Source organism: Microbacterium sp., assembly GCF_026393345.1.
Lineage (GTDB): Bacteria > Actinomycetota > Actinomycetes > Actinomycetales > Microbacteriaceae > Microbacterium.
In genome coordinates, this window is the sequence record NZ_JAPLAI010000051.1 from 37,609 (window position 1) to 54,252 (window position 16,644).

15 protein-coding genes, 1 tRNA gene and 1 pseudogene are annotated in these 16,644 nt (G+C 71.1%); 5 read left to right on the plus strand and 12 right to left on the minus strand.

Features of this window, described 5'->3' with window-relative positions; genetic code table 11:
* Together NT132_RS09860 and NT132_RS09865 are read left to right on the plus strand one after the other, a co-directional pair.
* On the plus strand, positions 1–229 hold a 229-nt coding region (locus tag NT132_RS09860; RefSeq protein WP_297787917.1), incomplete at its 5' end, for a DUF3500 domain-containing protein.
* A complete protein-coding gene (locus tag NT132_RS09865) occupies positions 229–615 on the plus strand; it encodes a RidA family protein (RefSeq protein ID WP_297787919.1) in 387 nt (128 codons plus the stop codon). The genes NT132_RS09860 and NT132_RS09865, both read left to right, overlap by 1 nt.
* 193 nt (positions 616–808) lie before the next feature.
* On the opposite strand, the gene NT132_RS09870 is transcribed toward NT132_RS09865, so the two are convergent.
* The 3 genes from NT132_RS09870 to NT132_RS09880 all read right to left on the minus strand — a co-directional run bounded on the left by NT132_RS09870 (position 809) and on the right by NT132_RS09880 (position 2,380).
* Positions 809–890 (minus strand) — tRNA-Tyr (locus NT132_RS09870).
* 83 nt (positions 891–973) lie between these two features.
* Complete coding sequence (locus NT132_RS09875; protein ID WP_297787922.1) at positions 974–1,894, minus strand: PfkB family carbohydrate kinase; 921 nt, start codon at positions 1,892–1,894, stop codon at positions 974–976.
* Between the two features lie 9 nt (positions 1,895–1,903).
* A complete protein-coding gene (locus NT132_RS09880) occupies positions 1,904–2,380 on the minus strand; it encodes an FBP domain-containing protein (RefSeq protein ID WP_297787924.1) in 477 nt (158 codons plus the stop codon).
* A 96-nt stretch (positions 2,381–2,476) separates the two neighbouring features.
* Here NT132_RS09880 and NT132_RS09885 point away from each other — a divergent pair, with 96 nt between their 5' ends.
* On the plus strand, positions 2,477–4,087 hold the full coding sequence (locus NT132_RS09885; protein ID WP_297787926.1) for an NAD(P)/FAD-dependent oxidoreductase: 1,611 nt from the start codon (positions 2,477–2,479) through the stop codon (positions 4,085–4,087).
* A complete protein-coding gene (locus NT132_RS09890; protein ID WP_297787927.1) occupies positions 4,080–4,568 on the plus strand; it encodes a YajQ family cyclic di-GMP-binding protein in 489 nt (162 codons plus the stop codon). Before NT132_RS09885 ends, NT132_RS09890 begins: the two co-directional genes overlap by 8 nt.
* Before the next feature lie 123 nt (positions 4,569–4,691).
* Here NT132_RS09890 and NT132_RS09895 read toward each other — a convergent pair whose 3' ends face one another.
* The 8 genes from NT132_RS09895 to NT132_RS09930 all read right to left on the minus strand — a co-directional run bounded on the left by NT132_RS09895 (position 4,692) and on the right by NT132_RS09930 (position 14,297).
* Complete coding sequence (locus tag NT132_RS09895; RefSeq protein ID WP_297787929.1) at positions 4,692–5,378, minus strand: response regulator; 687 nt, start codon at positions 5,376–5,378, stop codon at positions 4,692–4,694.
* Positions 5,375–7,903, minus strand: coding sequence for a DUF4118 domain-containing protein (locus NT132_RS09900; RefSeq protein ID WP_297787931.1), 2,529 nt, complete (start codon positions 7,901–7,903; stop codon positions 5,375–5,377). The genes NT132_RS09895 and NT132_RS09900 overlap by 4 nt, the downstream gene beginning before the upstream one ends.
* Positions 7,904–8,022: 119 nt before the next feature.
* Positions 8,023–9,000: an alpha/beta hydrolase gene (locus NT132_RS09905; protein WP_297787934.1), complete on the minus strand. Its 978-nt coding sequence runs from the start codon at positions 8,998–9,000 to the stop codon at positions 8,023–8,025.
* Between the two features lie 50 nt (positions 9,001–9,050).
* A complete protein-coding gene (locus NT132_RS09910) occupies positions 9,051–10,247 on the minus strand; it encodes a multidrug effflux MFS transporter (protein WP_297787937.1) in 1,197 nt (398 codons plus the stop codon).
* 49 nt (positions 10,248–10,296) lie between these two features.
* Positions 10,297–11,670, minus strand: a complete 1,374-nt coding sequence (locus NT132_RS09915; RefSeq protein ID WP_297787939.1) for an FAD-dependent oxidoreductase — start codon at positions 11,668–11,670, stop codon at positions 10,297–10,299.
* 61 nt (positions 11,671–11,731) lie between these two features.
* Positions 11,732–12,793, minus strand: a complete 1,062-nt coding sequence (locus NT132_RS09920) for a polyprenyl synthetase family protein (RefSeq protein WP_297787941.1) — start codon at positions 12,791–12,793, stop codon at positions 11,732–11,734.
* Between the two features lie 47 nt (positions 12,794–12,840).
* Positions 12,841–13,560, minus strand: a complete 720-nt coding sequence (locus NT132_RS09925; protein WP_297787942.1) for a demethylmenaquinone methyltransferase — start codon at positions 13,558–13,560, stop codon at positions 12,841–12,843.
* Positions 13,561–13,742: 182 nt separating this feature from the next.
* Positions 13,743–14,297 carry a hypothetical protein gene (locus NT132_RS09930; protein ID WP_297787945.1) on the minus strand — a complete coding sequence of 185 codons (555 nt, stop codon included), beginning with the start codon at positions 14,295–14,297 and terminating at the stop codon, positions 13,743–13,745.
* A gap of 106 nt (positions 14,298–14,403) precedes the next feature.
* Here NT132_RS09930 and NT132_RS09935 point away from each other — a divergent pair, with 106 nt between their 5' ends.
* Positions 14,404–15,654, plus strand: a complete 1,251-nt coding sequence (locus NT132_RS09935) for an isochorismate synthase MenF (RefSeq protein ID WP_297787947.1) — start codon at positions 14,404–14,406, stop codon at positions 15,652–15,654.
* Positions 15,655–15,788: 134 nt separating this feature from the next.
* Here the strand turns inward: NT132_RS09935 and NT132_RS09940 are convergent.
* Positions 15,789–16,644, minus strand: a pseudogene (locus tag NT132_RS09940) (2-succinyl-5-enolpyruvyl-6-hydroxy-3-cyclohexene-1-carboxylate synthase); the annotation flags it as partial.

The window sequence follows — 16,644 nt, forward strand, 5'->3', positions numbered from 1 at the left end:
CCTCGGCGAGACGTGGTTCTCCTGGTACGGCGCCACCGACGGATCGCAGCCGGTGTACTTCCGCATCCAGTCCCCGGTCGTGCTCGCCGAGCTCGACAACCACGCGGGCGTGTGGCTGTCGAACAAGCTACCGGCGCGCTTCCACGTGCACACGTGTCTCCGGCTGCCGAACGGGAACGACTACGGTAAGGCCTATCTCGCGCAGTGGACGGGCGGAAAGGCATCCTGATGGCGTCACGTGAATCGATCGACCTGCCCGGTTTCGGGCACGCGAATCCGATTCCCGCGGCGAGCAGGAAGGGGCCGTTCGTCTTCTCCGGGGCCTTCACCGGCCGCGACCCGCAGACCGGCGAGCTGCCGGCCACGCTCGACGAGCAGGTCACGCACATCTTCGGCCACGTCCGCGCGCTCATGGCCGCGGTGGGCGGCACAACGGACGACGTCATGAAGATGACGGTGTGGCTCGCGGACTTCCGCGACCGCGACGCGCTGAACCGGGAATGGCTCGCGATGTTCCCGGACCCGGCGTCGCGCCCGGCCCGGCACGTGCAGCATGCCGACCTCGACCGCGGGCTGCTCGTGCAGGCCGACGTGGTCGCGGTCCTCGGCGACTGAGCACCGCGACCGTCGCCGGTCGCTACGCGATCACTTCGCCCGTCGCAAATACCCAATGCGACGCCGCCATACCCGCACGGTGCGACGGGCGAACGTGGGCACCGCGTCGTGAAGCAGCTCAGAGTCCCCGGTGACGCCCGCGCGCGTGAGAAACGAGGAAGGCCCCCGCGATGCGGGGGCCTTCCTCGTTCGGTGGCAGGTGAGGGATTCGAACCCCCGAATGCGATGCAGTCTGATTTACAGTCAGATCCCTTTGGCCGCTTGGGTAACCTGCCAAGGCGCACCCGCCCAGCTTGTACAGTCGACCGGAGGCGCGAGTACCTATATTACCCACGCGCGAGCGTCGACTGAAATCCACTCAGCTGCCGGTGCGTCCGTCGTCGAGACCTGTCAGCGCGGAGGGCAGCCGCAGCAGCGCTCCTTCGAACCGGCAGGTGGCGGCGGCGACCTCCATGGCGGTGGCCAGGAGCTGCTCCCACCCCTCCGCGGAGACCGGCCTTCCCGGAAGCAGCGAAGCGACCGCGGACGAGAGCACGGCATCGCCGGCACCCATCGTGTCGACGACCGGACCGGGAGCATCCGCGATCGGGCGCTGCACCTCGACGCCCTCAGCGAGCACCGTCGCACCCGCCGCACCGCGGGTGGCGAGGACCGCGGACGCGCCTCCGTCGCGCAGACGCGCGGCCACCGCATCCAGGGATTCGCCGTACAGAAGCTCCGCGTCGTCGTCGCCGACCTTCACCAGGTCGGCGAGCGCGGCGACCCGCTCGAAGCCGTCGACGAAGCGAGCACGGTCGTGCAGCATCCCGGTCCGCGGATTCGGGTCGACCGCGAGACGCCCGGGGGCACCCGCCAGCGCCGCGGCCAGCTCGGCGGTCTGCTCCGCGTCGTCGAAGGGGAAGCACGTGACGACGACGATCGCGGCGGTACGGATGGCACGCACCTCGTCCTCGCCGAACCGGATGCGGCGATCCCATGCCGCCGCGTTGAACTCGTACACCGGCTCGCCGTTCACCCGAGTGCTCACGGCGCGCGAGCTGCCAAGCGGCGATGGGGTAGCGACGAGGTCGACGCCGTAGTCGTCGAGGTAGGTGCGGATGTGGGCGCCGGCCTCGTCGTCCCCCACCATCGCGATGAGGCTCGTGGGCAGCCCGAGCCGGGAGAGTCCCACGGCGACGTTGAGGGCGGCGCCGCCGACGAATTCGCGCACGCCGGTGTCGTCACGCAGCTCGTCGATCAACGCGTCGCCGATCACGACCACTCGGCCGGTTTCGCCCACGGTGTCCCCCTACAGTTCGATGACGCGCGCGAGGAAACCCTCCGCACGATGCGTGGTGCCGTCGATGCGACGGTCAACGCTCCCCCGGATCTCGCCCGGTGCGAGGGGCGCGGCGAGCCTCACGTTCTCGTGGCACGACAGGTCGGCACACATGTAGGTGCCGATACTGGTCTCGGCCGGTGCGGGCTTGCGCGCGGTGAACAGCGTCACGTGGTCACCCGGCTGCATGGTGTGGCAGATGTTGCATACCGCGGAGCGCGCGCTGCTCGCTCCGTCCGCCGCACGGAGGGCGATGCCGACGGTGCGATCGCCCTGCTCCGCGATCAGGTATGCACGACTGCGGAAGCGGGGGTCTCGCCACGCGAGGAAATCGAGGTGGTCCCAGTCCAGGAGCAGGTAGTCGTGCGGAAGCCCCACCTGCTGCCGCTCCGCCTCGTCGACGTTGACGAGACAGTCACGGATCTCGTGCTCGGTGAGGGGACGCATCCGCACAGTCTAAGAACCCGTAGCCCACCCAAGGCAACTCCTCCGCGGGCGGCCGGGCGGCGATGCACCGTTCGCCCCCCTCGGTAACGTGTCCGCATGACCAGCACCTGGGACGTCGCCATCGTCGGCGGCGGACACAACACCCTCGTCGCCGCCGCTTACCTCGCCCGCGCCGGGCACACCGTCACGGTGATCGAGCGGCTCGACCACGTCGGCGGCGCTGCGGTCTCCGAACGACCCTGGGCGGGCGTCGACGCACGCCTGTCGCGCTACTCGTACCTCGTGAGCCTGCTGCCGGAGCGCGTCATCCGCGATCTGGGGCTCGACATCACACTGAAGCGCCGCCGCTACTCGTCGTACACCCCGTCACCGGCCGATCCCGGACGCGGCATCCTCGTCGACCGCGGCGATGACAGCGCCACCGTCGCAAGCTTCGCGCGTGTCACCGGGTCGACGGACGAGGCCGCGCGGTTCGCGGCGTTCTACGAACGACTCGCCCCGCTCGCGCAGACCCTCTTCCCCACGGTGACGGACCCGCTCCGACGGGAGAAGGAGGTGCGCGCGGCGATCGGGGACGACGATCTGTTCGATGCCGTGACCGCCCGCCCGCTCGGGGAGCTCCTGCGCGCCTCGCTCGACAGCGACATCGTCCGCGGCATCGCGCTCACCGACGGACTCATCGGCACGTTCGCTTCCGCCGACGAGGACAGCCTGCGCCAGAACCGGTGCTTCCTGTACCACGTGATCGGCGGCGGCACCGGAGACTGGGACGTGCCCGTGGGAGGCATGGGGCAGGTCAGCGGTGCGCTCGAGAAGGCAGCCCGTGCCGCCGGGGCGGAGATCCGCACGGGTGCGACGGTGACGGCGATCTCACCCGACGGCGAGGTCCTTCTCGAGGGCGGCGAGACGGTCGGCGCCCGGCTCGTGCTGTCCGGTGTGGGCCCGGCGGTCCTCGACCGGCTCCTCGCGGCGGGCGGAGGCGCGGGGACGGATGCGGCGATCCCTGAGGGCGCACAACTCAAGGTGAACATGCTCCTCCGGCGCCTGCCGCGCCTCCACGACACGTCCGTGTCGCCGGAGGCCGCGTTCGCCGGCACGTTCCATGTCAACGAGACCCTGAGCCAACTGGAGTCCGCCCATGCCGCGGCGTCGACCGGCAGCATCCCGGACCCGCTGCCGGCGGAGATCTACTGCCATTCCCTCACCGACCCGTCGATCCTCGGGCCGGAGCTGCGGGAGAGCGGGGCGCAGACGCTGACCCTGTTCGGCCTGCACGTGCCGCACCGCCTCGTCGCGGACGGCCGGGTCGACCGCGACGCGCTGCTGGCGGCGGCGCAGCGATCGCTCGACGCGGTGCTCGCCGAACCGATCGCCGACGTCCTGTACGAGGCGCCCGACGGTAGCCCCTGCATCGAGGCGCGCACGACGGCCGATCTCGAGGACTCCCTCGGCATGGTGGGTGGCGACATCTTCCACGGCGCACTGTCCTGGCCGTGGGCCGACGACGATGCGCCGCTCGACACCCCCGCCCAGCGCTGGGGCGTCGCAACGCTGCATCCGCGCGTGCTGCTGTGCGGCTCGGGTGCGCAGCGCGGCGGTGCCGTGAGCGGCATCGGCGGCCACAACGCCGCGATGGCGGCAATGGAGCTGCTCGACACCCACTCCGGCGCAGATGACCGGCCCCGGTTAGAATCGGCGCATGGCTGACAGCTCTTTTGACATCGTCTCGAAGATCGATCGGCAGGAGGCGGACAACGCCCTGCAGCAGGCCCGCAAGGAGGTCGAGCAGCGGTACGACTTCAAGGGCACCGGCGCGTCCATCGAGTGGAGCGGCGAGTCGATCGTCATCAAGGCGAACAGCGAGGACCGCGTCAACGCCGTGCTCGACGTCTTCCAGACGAAGCTGATCAAGCGGGGCATCTCGCTGAAGAGTCTGGAGTCCGGCGAGCCGACGGCCAGCGGAAAGGAGTACCGCCTGACGTCGACCCTCAAAGAGGGCATCTCGCAGGAGAACGCGAAGAAGATCGGCAAGATCATCCGCGACGAGGGCCCCAAGTCGGTCAAGTCGCAGATCCAGGGCGACGAACTTAGGGTGCAGTCGAAGAACCGCGACGACCTGCAGGAGGTCATCCGCCTGCTGAAGGCCGCCGACCTCGACGTCGACCTGCAGTTCATCAACTACCGCTGACGCTCCCGCGCTGCATCCCGAACTTCGCAGAATCGCGCGAAGTTCGCAGCTTTTGGCGTACATCCTGCGAAGTTCGTGCAATTCTGCGAACTTCGCAGCGCGGGCGACGGGGCGGCGAGCCGATCACGCGTCGTCCGGCGCGATCACCAGCCGGTACCCCATGCCCGACTCGGTGAGCAGATGCCGCGGACGGGACGGGTCGGCCTCGAGCTTCTTCCGCAGCTGCGACACGTACAGCCGCAGATAGCCGGAGTCGGCCACCTGTTCGCTGCCCCAGATCTCCTTCAGCAGCGTCTGCCGGGTGACGAGCGCGCCGGGGTTCCGCGCCAGGAACTCCAGCATCCGCCACTCGGTCGGGGTCAGGTGCACGCGCTCCCCCGAGCGGAACACGGCCTTCGCACTGAGGTCGACGACGACGTCACCGAACGAAACAGCGGGGGCGTTCTCCGGCGTGCCGATCCGGCGCACCAGAGCTCGGATGCGGGCGAACAGCTCGTCGATCTGGAACGGTTTCGTGACGTAGTCATCGGCTCCCGCATCCAGCGCCTCGATCTTGTCCGCCGAGGCGGTGCGCCCCGAGACGACGATGATCGGCGCGGTCATCCAGCCGCGGAGCGCGTGGATGACCTCGACGCCGTCGAGGTGTGGCATGCCGAGGTCGAGCAGCACGAGGTCGGGCGGGGACTGTGCGGCCAGCGCGACGGCGGCCGCCCCGTCGGATGCGGCGATGACCTCGTAGCCGCGGGCGGCCAGGGTCACACGCAGCGCGCGGACGAGCTGCGGGTCGTCGTCCGCGACGAGGATCCTCATGCCTCCCTCCCCGCAGAATCATCCTCGGGCACCGCCAACGGCAACGAGACGACCATGGTGAGCCCTCCTCCCGGGGTGTCCTCGGGGACCAGCGTGCCACTCATCCCCTCGGTGAACCCCTTCGACAGCGCCAGACCGAGCCCGAGCCCCGTCGTGTTGTCGACGTCGCCGAGCCGTTGGAAGGGCGCGAAGATCTCCTCCTGCCGGTCCGCGACCACCCCGACGCCGTGATCGATGATGCGGATCTGCGCCCGGTCGCCGAACGCGCTCGTGCTGATCCGCAGCCGGCTACCGGGCGGGGTGTAGCGACGGGCGTTGGCGAGGAGATTCACGAGCACTCGCTGCAGCAGGACGCGGTCGGCGCGGACGGCGGAGAGGTCCGGGTCGAGCGCGAGTTCGACCTCGTCGGGCCCGAGCGCGAGTTCTTCGATGCTGTCGGCCACGATGCCGGCCGCGTCCACTGCAGTGAGCGAGACCGCGAGCACCCCGGCCTGGACGCGACTGACGTCGAGCAGATCTGTGACGAGCGTCGAGAGCTGCCGAAGACTCTCGTCCGCGGTGGCGAGCAGTTCGGCCTGATCGGCGGTCGACAGTGACGGCCCCGCGGCGCGGAGCCCCCCGACGGCGGCGACCGCGGCGGCGAGCGGCCGGCGGAGGTCGTGGCTGACGGCGGAGAGGAGCGCACTGCGCACCTGGTCGGTCTCCGCGAGGACGCCGGCCTCCCTCGCGGTCTCGGTGAGATCCGAATGCTCGAGGGCGTCGCTGAGCTGCGCGAGGATGGCGTCGATCACCCGACGTTCCGACGCGTCCAGACTGCCTGCGGGGACGCCGTGGAGTTCCAGCGTGGCCCGCGGCTCCGGGTCGCCGACGACGAAGTCGAGCGACGGGGATCCCGGCACCGGTTCCCCGTCGGTCGCGATGACGGTGCCGTCCTGGGCGACCAGCCGCACCCCGGCGAGACGGAACGCCTCGCGCGTCCTGCCGACGAGCGCCGTCACGGCGCTCTCGCCCCGCACGACGCTCCCCGCCACGGTGGCGAGCAGTTCGGACTCGGCCGCCGCGCGCCGCGCCAGCCGGGTGCGGCGCGCCGCCTGGTCCACGATCCAGCTGACGAGGATCGCGATGACGACGTAGAGGAGCAGCGAGAACGCATGCTCGGGGTCGGCGACCGTGAAGGTGAACAGCGGCTGCGCGAAAAGGAAGTCGAGGGTGATCCCGGAGAGGACGGCGGCGAACAGCGCCGGCCAGATGCCGCCGACCAGGGCGACGACGACGACGAGCAGCTGGTAGGCGAGCACGTCGGCGGTGATCGCATCGTCGCCGCTGACGACGAACAGCAACCAGGAGAGCAGCGGGCCGCCGACGACGGCGACGACGAAACCGAGGATGCGGCGTTTGAGGCTCAGTGCCCCACCGCGCAACCGGGGCAGTTCGAAGCGGTTCCCCGCCGCAGCGTGCGTGACGATGTGCACGTCGATGTCGCCGGATTCGCGGATGACGGTCGCACCGATGCCGGGACCCGTGAACGCCGCCGACAGCCACCCACGGCGGCTGACCCCGATGACGAGCTGGGTCGCGTTCACCGACCGGGCGAACTCGACGAGCGCGCGGGGCACATCCTCGCCGACGACCTGGTGGTACGTGCCGCCGAGCGACTCGACGAGCGCGCGCTGGCGGGCGAGGGCGCCGGGGGCGGCCGAACGGAGGCCGTCCTGGCTCGTCACGTGGACGGCGAGCAGCTCGCCACCGGCGACGCGGGCGGCGATCCGGGCGCCGCGGCGCAAAAGGGTCTGTCCTTCCGGACCGCCGGTGAGTGCGACGACGACGCGCTCCCGCGTCTGCCATGCGGTCCGGATGCCGTGCTGCGCGCGGTAGACGTTCAGGGCGCTGTCCACCTCGTCCGCCAGCCACAGCAGTGCGAGTTCGCGGAGCGCGGTGAGATTACCGAGGCGGAAGTAGTTGCTCAGCGCCGCATCGATCCGCTCCGCGGGATAGACGTGGCCACCGGAGAGCCGGTCGCGCAGTGCCTCGGCAGCGAGGTCCACCACCTCGAGCTGTTCCGCCGCGCGCACGACCGCATCCGGCACCGTCTCCTGCTGTGCCACCCCGGTGATCTGCTGGACGACGTCGTTGAGCGACTCGATGTGCTGCACGTTGACGGTGGAGATGACGTCGATCCCGGCATCCAGGAGCGCCTCGACGTCCTGCCACCGCTTCTCGTTCGCCGATCCGGGGACGTTCGTGTGCGCGAGTTCGTCGACGAGGGCGACGGCGGGCCGCCGTGCGATCACGGCGTCGAGGTCCATCTCGTCCAGCCGCACGCCGCGGTGAGTGGTCTCGCGACGCGGGATGGTCTCCAGGTCCTGAGTCATGGCGGCGGTAGCAGCGCGGCCGTGGGTTTCCACCACCGCGATCACGACGTCGGTGCCCTCGGCGGCCAGGCGTGCGCCCTCCTCCAGCATCGAGCACGTCTTGCCGACGCCGGGCGCAGCCCCCAGCAGCACGCGCAACCGCCCGCGTGACATCAGTCCTCCAGCTCATCCAGCGCCTGATTGAGTTCTCGCACGTTCCCGGGTGGCCCACCGTCCGCGCGTGAATCACGGGCTGACGACCGTCTCATCGATGCGCCCCGGATGCGGGCGGCTCAATGCTGCAGGCCGGTGACCCAGTCGCGCAGCAACCGGAGGGCGAGCGCACGGGGGCCGGCCGCCGAGAGGAACACGTCGTGGATGGCGCCGTCGATGCGCGCGACCGTGACCAGCCGGCCGATCTTCAGCGCGGCGCGGGCGATGTCGTCGACGACGAGCACGGAGTCGCTCGAGATCATGCCGGGAACCCATCGCACCGGAGGGGTGGAGCGGGTCGACAGCAGCACGAGTGCGGGGCACGCGACTTCCACGCCGCGAGCGATGATCGCGTGCCCCTCGATCACCGCGTTCAGCCAACCCGGGTGGGTCGCGAAACCGCGTTCCGGGCGCCAGCCCTCGGGCGCGTCGGGCAGCGTACCGAGTTCTCGCTGCGCCCGCGTGTAGAAGCCGAGGTCGACGACCGGGTGCGTGCCGAGTGGGTCGTATTTCGCCCGAACGCCCACGAGCGGCGCGATCGCCTGTCGCCCCCACGAGCCGGTCTGCAGTTCGAGCCACGGGCTGTTGAGCACGAGCGCGCTTGCGACGCCGGGATGACGCGCCGCCCAGAGCGTCAGCGTGAGTCCGCCGGTGGAGTGACCGACGAGGATGAGGCGGCGGCGGCGCGAGGATGCCGCATCCCTCCCCATCGCCTTCAGGGCGGCGGCGATGTCTTCGTCGTACACGGGGAGGTCGGTGACGTAGCCGGGCGTCTGCCCCGGGCGGAGGCTCCGACCGTACTTGCGCAGGTCGAGCGCGTAGAACCGCGCACCGAGGTCCGCCCAGAGCTCTGCCTCGTCGCGCTGGAAGAAGTAGTCCGACCAGCCGTGCACGTACAGGACGTCGGCGTCACGGAGCGGACCCGTGAGGGCCGGGATCGGGTCGGGCAGGTGCCGCACCAGCGTTGCGACCACGTCACCCTCGTTGTCGGCGGCGAGGGGAAGCGTCCGTTGCGAGAATCCTCGCCCCAGGATGTCGGGTCCCCAGTCGTCGCCCACAGCCTCAGCCTATTGATCCGGGGCCGCTGCGCGCGACCGCATCCGGGGCGTCAGTCCCGCGCCGACCGGTCGAGCCGCACCGCGAGGGTGGCGGCCACGCCGGCGATGGCGACGCACACCAGGGCGACGAGCGCCATCGGGACCGCGGTGTGCTCGCCCCAGAGTCCCACGATGGGTGACGCGATGGCGCCGACGAGGAACTGGGTCGAGCCGAGGAGCGCGGAGCCGGCGCCGCGGGTCGCATCGGCGCGGGCAAGCCCGAGGGCACTCGCGTTCGACATCATGAACCCGGTGCCGGCGGTGAGGACGAACGCGCAGGCGATGAACGACGCGATGCTCAGCGTCTCGGTGACGGTGAGGGCGGTGAGCGCGAGCGTGGACACGGAGGACAGCAAGAGCCCGACCCGCAGCATCCGGCGGGATCCGACGCGGGGCGCGATGCGGGAGTTCGTGAGGTTCGCGAGCGCCAGGGCGGCGCCACCCGCGCCGAAGCTCAGCGCGTACACCACCGGGGTCATGCCGAGGATGCGCTGGCCGACGAACGGCGAGGCGGAGATGTAGGCGAGCATCGCGGCGAACGCGGAAGCGAAGGCAACGACGTAGAACACGTACGCGCCGTCTCGGAGGAGCCGCCCGAATGCGGCGAACGATGACACCACCCCGCCAGCGTGCCGGGCCTCCGGCGGGAGGGACTCGGGCACGACGAGCAGGACCACGAGCAGCATCGCGACCGACACTGCGGCGAGCAGCCCCAGCACGCCCCGCCATCCGGCGAACGATGCGACGACACCGCCGATCGGCGGTGCGATCAGCGGCCCCAGCGCGCCGACCATCGCGATGAGGCTCAGCGCGCGGACGGCGGTCTGCCCGGTGCTGAGGTCGGCGGCGATCGCGCGGGCGACGACGACGCCCGCCGCCCCGGCGAAGCCCTGCACCACCCGCAGCAGGATGAACCTCTCGATGCTCACCGAGAACGTCACGGCGATCCCGGCTGCGGCGAACACGCTCAGCGCTGCCAGCAGAACCGTGCGGCGCCCGAGCCGGTCCGACAACGGGCCGAGGAACAGCTGACCGACGCAGATGCCGACGAGGAATGCGGTGAGTGTCAGCTGCACCGTGGATGCGGGCGCGTCGAACTCGCCGGAGATGTCGGTGAACGACGGCAGGTACATGTCGGTGGCCAGCGGGGCGACCCCCGCGAGGAATCCGAGGGCCGCGAGCAGCCCCGGCGTCAACCTGTCACGCATACGCCTCTTCCGTTGGATCGTATATGATCCTAGGCCCAGGAGGCGAGGCTCACTCGCCGCGCGAGATCTTCACCATCTCGTCCCGCGGCACGACCTTGACCCGGGCGCGCTCGTGCGGCGCACCGAGGGCGACCTCGTGCTCGTCCAGGCGGTGCCAGCCGTCGAGGTCGGTCCAGGCGACACCGCGCTCGGCGAGCAGCGCCGGCATGGCCTCATCCGAGGGGTCCTCGGGACGCCACCACGAGCCCTGGTCGTTGACCAGGTGCTGGATGGTCTCCATCGCATCGGACTTGGTGTGGCCGATCAGGCCCACCGGTCCCCGCTTGATCCAGCCGGTGGCGTAGACGCCGGGCACCCGCTCGTTGGAGTCCGGGTGCAGCACCTGGCCCTCGTGGTTCGGGATCACGCCGTGCTTCTCGTCGAACGGGATCTCCGGCAGCGGCGAGCCGAAGTAGCCGACGGCACGGTACAGCTGCTGGATCGGGACGGTGCGTACTTCGCCGGTGCCGGCGACGCCGCCCTGCCCATCGGGCCGGGTGCGCTCATACACGATGCCCGAGACGCGGCCGTCGTTGTCCCTCGTGATCTCGAGGGGCTTCGCCCAGAAGTGCAGGTGCAGGCGGCGGGAGGCCTCTCCCCCGGCGTTGTTGACGCTCGGGCGGGTGCGCCACTGCTGCAGGATGCGGTCGATGACCTTGACCTGCTTGTTGCTGGCGATCGCGTCGAGCGACGCCTCGTCGTAGTCGAAGTCCTCGTCGTAGACGACCATGTCGACATCGCGCAGCTCGCCGAGTTCGCGCAGTTCGAGCGGGGTGAACTTCACCTGGGCAGGACCGCGACGGCCGAAGACGTGCACATCGGTGACCTTCGAGGCCTGCAGGCCCTCGTAGACGTTGTCCGGGATCTCGGTGGGCAGCAGGTCGATGGCGTGCTTGGCGAGGATGCGGGACACGTCGAGCGCGACGTTGCCGTTACCGATGACGGCGACCGATTCCGCATCCAGGTCCCACTCGCGGGGAACGTCGGGGTGACCGTCGAACCAGCTGACGAAGTCGGCGGCGCCGAACGAACCCACGGCATCGATGCCGGGGATCGCGAGGTCGGCGTCGCGGATCGCGCCGGTGGCGAAGATGACGGCGTGGTAGTGCTTCTTCAGGTCGGCGAGGGTGATGTCCTCGCCGTAACGCACGTTGCCGAAGATACGGATGTCACCGCGGTCGAGCACCTCGCGCAGCGCCGTGATGACGCCCTTGATGCGGGGATGGTCGGGGGCGACGCCGTACCGGACGAGGCCGTAGGGAGCGGGGAGCTGCTCGAACAGGTCGATCGACACGTCGAACGACCGCTCGGTCTTCAGCAGGATGTCGGCCGCATAGATCCCCGCGGGTCCTGCGCCGACGATGGCCAGCCGGAGCTTGGTCATGGGTGGTCCTTTCATGGATGCCGCCGGCCCGCGCACGGGGGCGGGCGGCGGCTCGTCGAGGTCAGCTGCTGCGGTCGGCGACGGCTTCGGAGAAGCGCGTGAGCGCCTCCTTCACCGCACCGCGCGGCAGCGGGGCGAGCGCGTCGACGGCCTGACGAGACCAGTCGTGCGCGAGTTCCCGGGTCTGGTCGGTGGCGGCGTGCTCACGCAGCTCCCCGAGTGGCCCGTCCAGCAGAGAGGCGTCCGCGCCGTCAGCGATGCGGGCGACACCGTCGTCGATGCGGGCGAGGAGGCCGACGGATGCGGTGTCCGTGCGCTCCGCCAGCAGCAGGTACGGCATGGTCGGCACTCCCGCGCGCAGGTCGGTGCCGGGGACCTTACCCGTCTCGTCCGGGTCGGCGCTGAGGTCGATCACGTCGTCGAGCAGCTGGAAGGCGACCCCGGTCTTCTCGCCGAAGGTGAGCAGCGGGTCGCGGTAGTCGTGGGACGCGTTCGAGAAGATGACGCCGGCTTCGGCGGCCGCAGCGATGAGCGAGCCGGTCTTGTCGGCGAGCACCTGCAGGTAGAACGCGACGCGGTCAGTCCCCTCGGCGGGGCCTACGGTCTCGTGCATCTGGCCGAGCACGAGGCGCTCGAAGGTGTTGGCCTGCAGCCGCATGGCGCCCTCGCCGAGGCCCGACATGATCTGGCTCGCCCGCGAGAACAGCAGGTCGCCGGTGAGGATCGCCACGCTGTTCCCCCACACCGCGTGCGCGGCGGGGACTCCGCGGCGCAGGTCCGCACCGTCCATGACGTCATCGTGGTACAGCGAACCGAGGTGGGTGAGCTCGAGAGCGGCGGCACCGGCGATGACCTCGTCGGTCGCGCCGTCGCCCAGCTGTGCCGTCAAGAGACTCAGCATCGGACGCACCCGCTTGCCGCCCGCTTCGAACAGGTAGCGGCCGGCCGCATCCGCGATGTCGTCGGTCGCGCGCAGTTCGTCGGCGAGGTAGGCCTCGACCCGGGCCATCCCGTCATCGACCGCGTGCTGCAGCCGGCGGGAGGCAGGACCGGCGAACACGCGCTCGGTCAGGCCGAGCCGGCTCGACAGGCGCGCATCAGGCGCAGAGGGGCTCCGGGTCACAGCGTCCAGACTACCCGGGCGGAGGATGCTCGATGTCGGGCTTGCGCTCAGGCTACGGGCTTGCGTGCGCGGTGCAGGGCGACGATGCCGAAGGTGAGATCGCGGTGCGCGACATCGGTCCATCCGGCCTCGCGGAGCCAAGCGGCCAGGGTGGCCTGATCGGGCCAGTCCTTGATCGACTCGTTGAGGTAGTCATAGGCCTCGGCGTTGGAGCTGACGCCCCGCGCGACGACCGGCAGGATGCGGTCGTTGTAGAACCGGTAGAGCCGGTTGAACAGAGGCTGTGGCGGGTGCGAGAACTCGCACACGACGAGGCGGCCACCGGGCTTGGTGACGCGCAGCATCTCGCGAAGCGCCTGCTGCGGATCGCTGACGTTGCGTAGGCCGAACGAGATGGTGACGGTGTCGAACTCGTCGTCCTCGAACGGGAGCGCTGTCGCGTCGGCCTGCCGGAAGGTGAGGTTCGGGATGTCGCCATGGCGCTTGGCACCCTCGGCGATCATGCCGGGTGAGAAGTCCGCCGCGACGATCTCCGCCCCGCTATGCGCGAGGGCGACGGAGCTCGCACCCGTGCCGGCGGCGAGGTCGAGGATGCGCTGACCCGGTCGCGGCGCGACGGCCCGCGTGGTGGCCACGCGCCAGAGGCGGTCGTTGCCGAGGCTCAGGACCGTGTTCGTGCGGTCGTAGGCGGCGGCGACCTGGTCGAACATGCCCGACACCCGGGCGGGGTCCTTGCCGAGGTCTGCGCGGTTCGTTGGCTCGCTCACCCGATCAGCCTAGGCGGTGTCGCCTGTGCGCTCCCCCTGGGTGCGGGAGTCGCCGCATCCGCTCGCTCCGCGTCGATCCCCGTGTGCACCCCGCGGGTGCCCCGCCGAGACCACATCCGTTCACCCAAACCACATCCAATTCGATGTGGTCTCGCGGAACGGATGTCGTCTCGGCGCCTGGATCAGCGGGCGAGGTCGGCGAGACGGGCGAGCCACGCGTCCGCGGTGGCGTCGTCGAAGGGCGGCTCGGACGCCGCCACCCGGCGCTCCAGGTCCTCGGCGAGCGCCTCGAGGTGGCGCTGCACGTCGTCGGGGTAGCCGTAGTGGACGCGGTGCTCGTCCCATTCGTCGCGGTCGTCGATCCACAGGCCCCGGCCGTCGAGGGCCTTGACGACGTCGAGGTCCATGTCGATCCCGGTGATCTCGAGCGGGCCCGACCAGCGCACGTCCCACCCGAGATCGATGTAGATCCGCACCCGGTGGCCGGCCTCGTTCACCGTGCAGGCGAAGTCGGCGCTCGGCGGCACCAGCGTCACGTTCGGCACCTCGGCAACGACGTCGCGGCCGGGGCGGACACTCCGCCATCCCGCCTGCTGGCCGACCCAGTCGCCGTACTCGTCGCGGCCGAGGTAGACGCACTCGTGCACCCAGTGGACCCCACCGTCCCACTTGCGCCACCGGAACGTGATCGGGGTGCCCGGCGCGGGGCGGGAGACGGATGCGGTGGCCTCTGGCATCGCGCCAGCATAGGCCGCCTCCGGCGCGCGAGGGGGCGGGTGTGGCGGGTTCGCCCCGGCGCGGGGCCGCCACGACCGCCCACTCGCGGGGATCTAGGCTGGAGAGGTGACCGGTCCCGCGCTCCCCCGTCTGGTGGTTGAGACCCGCGAGATCGATCCGGTCGAGGATCTGCTGCTGCACACCGCCGCCGCCCGCCCCCTAGTGTGGCAGCGCCGCGGCGACGGGTTCGTCGGCGCCGGCACCCGCCACACCGTCGAACTGTCGGGCCCTCTCGGCGACCTGTCACTCGGTGAGCGGTGGCGGGCGTTCGCTGCGACCGCGGAGATCGACGACCCGGTCGGGCTTCCCGGCACCGGCCTCGTCGGGTTCGGAGCGCTCGCGTTCGACGGCGGCGCCGCGACCAGCACCGTGACCGTGCCCGACCGGATCGTCGGCCGACGCGACGGCCGCGGCTGGGTGACCCGCATCCGTCGCGACGACGAGCCCTGGCCGGACGACGCCCCGGCCTCCGAGCCGTACGGTCCGCACTGGTCCGCGACGCTCGGCCCCGGGCGGCAGAGCCCGGAGCGCTATCAGCAGGCGGTGCGCGGGGCGCTCGCCGCGATCGCCGCCGGCGAGGTCAGCAAGGTCGTCATGGCCCGCGACGTCGTCGGCCACATCCCCGCGGGGTCTGACCTCCGCCGACTCGCCCGCGCGCTCGCCTCCGACTACCCCGACACGTGGGCGTTCGCCGTCGACGGGCTGATCGGGGCGAGCCCCGAAACCCTCGTGACCGTGCACGGCGGCACCGTGACCGCACGCGTGCTGGCGGGGACCGCGGCGCGCGGCGCGGATCCGGATGCTGACGTCGCCGCGTCCACCGCCCTCGCCACGAGCGCGAAGGACCAGGACGAGCACCAGTTCGCGGTGCGGAGCGTCCTGTCCGCGCTCACCCCGCACACCCGCGTGCTCGCCGCCGAGGAGGCGCCGTTCACGCTGAAGCTGCCGAACGTGTGGCATCTCGCGACCGACGTGGAGGGTGAGCTGTCGGATGCGGCCTCGGCCCTCGATCTCGTGGCGGCGCTGCATCCGACAGCCGCGGTAGCGGGCACCCCGACGTCCGCGGCGATGGCCGTGATCCGGCGGCTGGAGGACTTCGACCGGGGCCGCTACGCGGGACCCGTGGGCTGGATCGATGCGCACGGCGACGGCGAATGGGCGATCGCGCTGCGGTGCGCGCAGTTCGGCGCGGCGGGGGCCGACGGCATCCCGCTGACCGCGTACGCCGGTGCGGGGATCGTTGCCGGCAGCGACCCCGAGGCCGAGCTCCTCGAGACCCGGGTGAAGTTCCGCCCGATCATCGACGCCCTCGCCTGAGCGCTCCCCTGTCGCGAACTGCGACGCGACCCCGCAGAAGCGACAGGCGAGCAGAGGGCGCACCTGCCCCACCCGCGCTCACCTGTCGCACAGCGCGACTCACGACCGCAAGAAGCGACAGGCGAGCCAGCCGCTCAGCGCGGGAGCGGGACCTCGATGAGCTGCCGGCCACCGACCGGTGACGTCAGCGCCTGGTCCAGCGCGGAGCGCGTCGTGATGCGGTGGTACTCCCAGCCGTAGGCGAGGGCGAGCTGTTCCAGCCGCACCTCCTGCGGCGTGTACAGCACGCGCCGCATGGCGTCGTCGCCGGCGATCTGCGCGACCTCGAGACCGTCGAAGATCGTTCCGCCGCCGTCGTTGCCGACCACGACCTGGATGCGGGGCTCCGCCTCGGCGCTCGAAAGGAGCAGCGCCCCGACGTCGTGCAGCAGCGTGAGATCGCCGAGGAGCACGCGGGTGACTCCGGGCTTGCCGCCGGCCTGGCTGGCGAGCGCGATCCCCATGCCGGTGGCGACGGTGCCATCGATGCCGGCGAGGCCGCGGTTCGCGTGCACCGGCACCTTCTTGCCACCGAGCACCCGATCGGCCACCCGCACCAGCCGCGACGAACCGAAGACGAGCCGGTCGTGCGGCCAGGTCGCCCGCCAGACGGCGTCGACGAGGGTCTCCCGGTCGAGCGGTGCGCGGATGACGCCGAGCTCGGCCGAGATGGCGCCGAGCCGTTCGGTCGGCACCGCGGACGCCAGAGCGTCGGCGTCGGGGGCGGGCGGGGACAGGTCGACGGATGCGGCCTGCGAGGCCCGCATCCACTCCCCGAGCCACGTGCGGTCGGGGGCACCGGCGGCGACCGTAATCCGGTCGACCGCGGTGGTCACGCCGTTGAGGTTCAGCGGCTCGCCGGGACCGCGCACGGCGAACACCTCGACGTCGTCACGGGAGAGGAGCGCCGCGACCTCGCGGCTGAGCGTGGGATGACCGAGCACCACGACG

Excerpts from the sequence above, each read along its gene's own strand:
- NT132_RS09865 (WP_297787919.1), top strand. The coding sequence starts at position 229 with ATGGCGTCACGTGAATCGATCGACCTGCCCGGTTTCGGGCACGCGAAT.
- NT132_RS09880 (WP_297787924.1), bottom strand. The coding sequence starts at position 2,380 with ATGCGTCCCCTCACCGAGCACGAGATCCGTGACTGTCTCGTCAACGTC.
- NT132_RS09885 (WP_297787926.1), top strand. The coding sequence starts at position 2,477 with ATGACCAGCACCTGGGACGTCGCCATCGTCGGCGGCGGACACAACACC.
- NT132_RS09890 (WP_297787927.1), top strand. The coding sequence starts at position 4,080 with ATGGCTGACAGCTCTTTTGACATCGTCTCGAAGATCGATCGGCAGGAG.
- NT132_RS09895 (WP_297787929.1), bottom strand. The coding sequence starts at position 5,378 with ATGAGGATCCTCGTCGCGGACGACGACCCGCAGCTCGTCCGCGCGCTG.
- NT132_RS09900 (WP_297787931.1), bottom strand. The coding sequence starts at position 7,903 with ATGTCACGCGGGCGGTTGCGCGTGCTGCTGGGGGCTGCGCCCGGCGTC.
- NT132_RS09910 (WP_297787937.1), bottom strand. The coding sequence starts at position 10,247 with ATGCGTGACAGGTTGACGCCGGGGCTGCTCGCGGCCCTCGGATTCCTC.
- NT132_RS09915 (WP_297787939.1), bottom strand. The coding sequence starts at position 11,670 with ATGACCAAGCTCCGGCTGGCCATCGTCGGCGCAGGACCCGCGGGGATC.
- NT132_RS09930 (WP_297787945.1), bottom strand. The coding sequence starts at position 14,297 with ATGCCAGAGGCCACCGCATCCGTCTCCCGCCCCGCGCCGGGCACCCCG.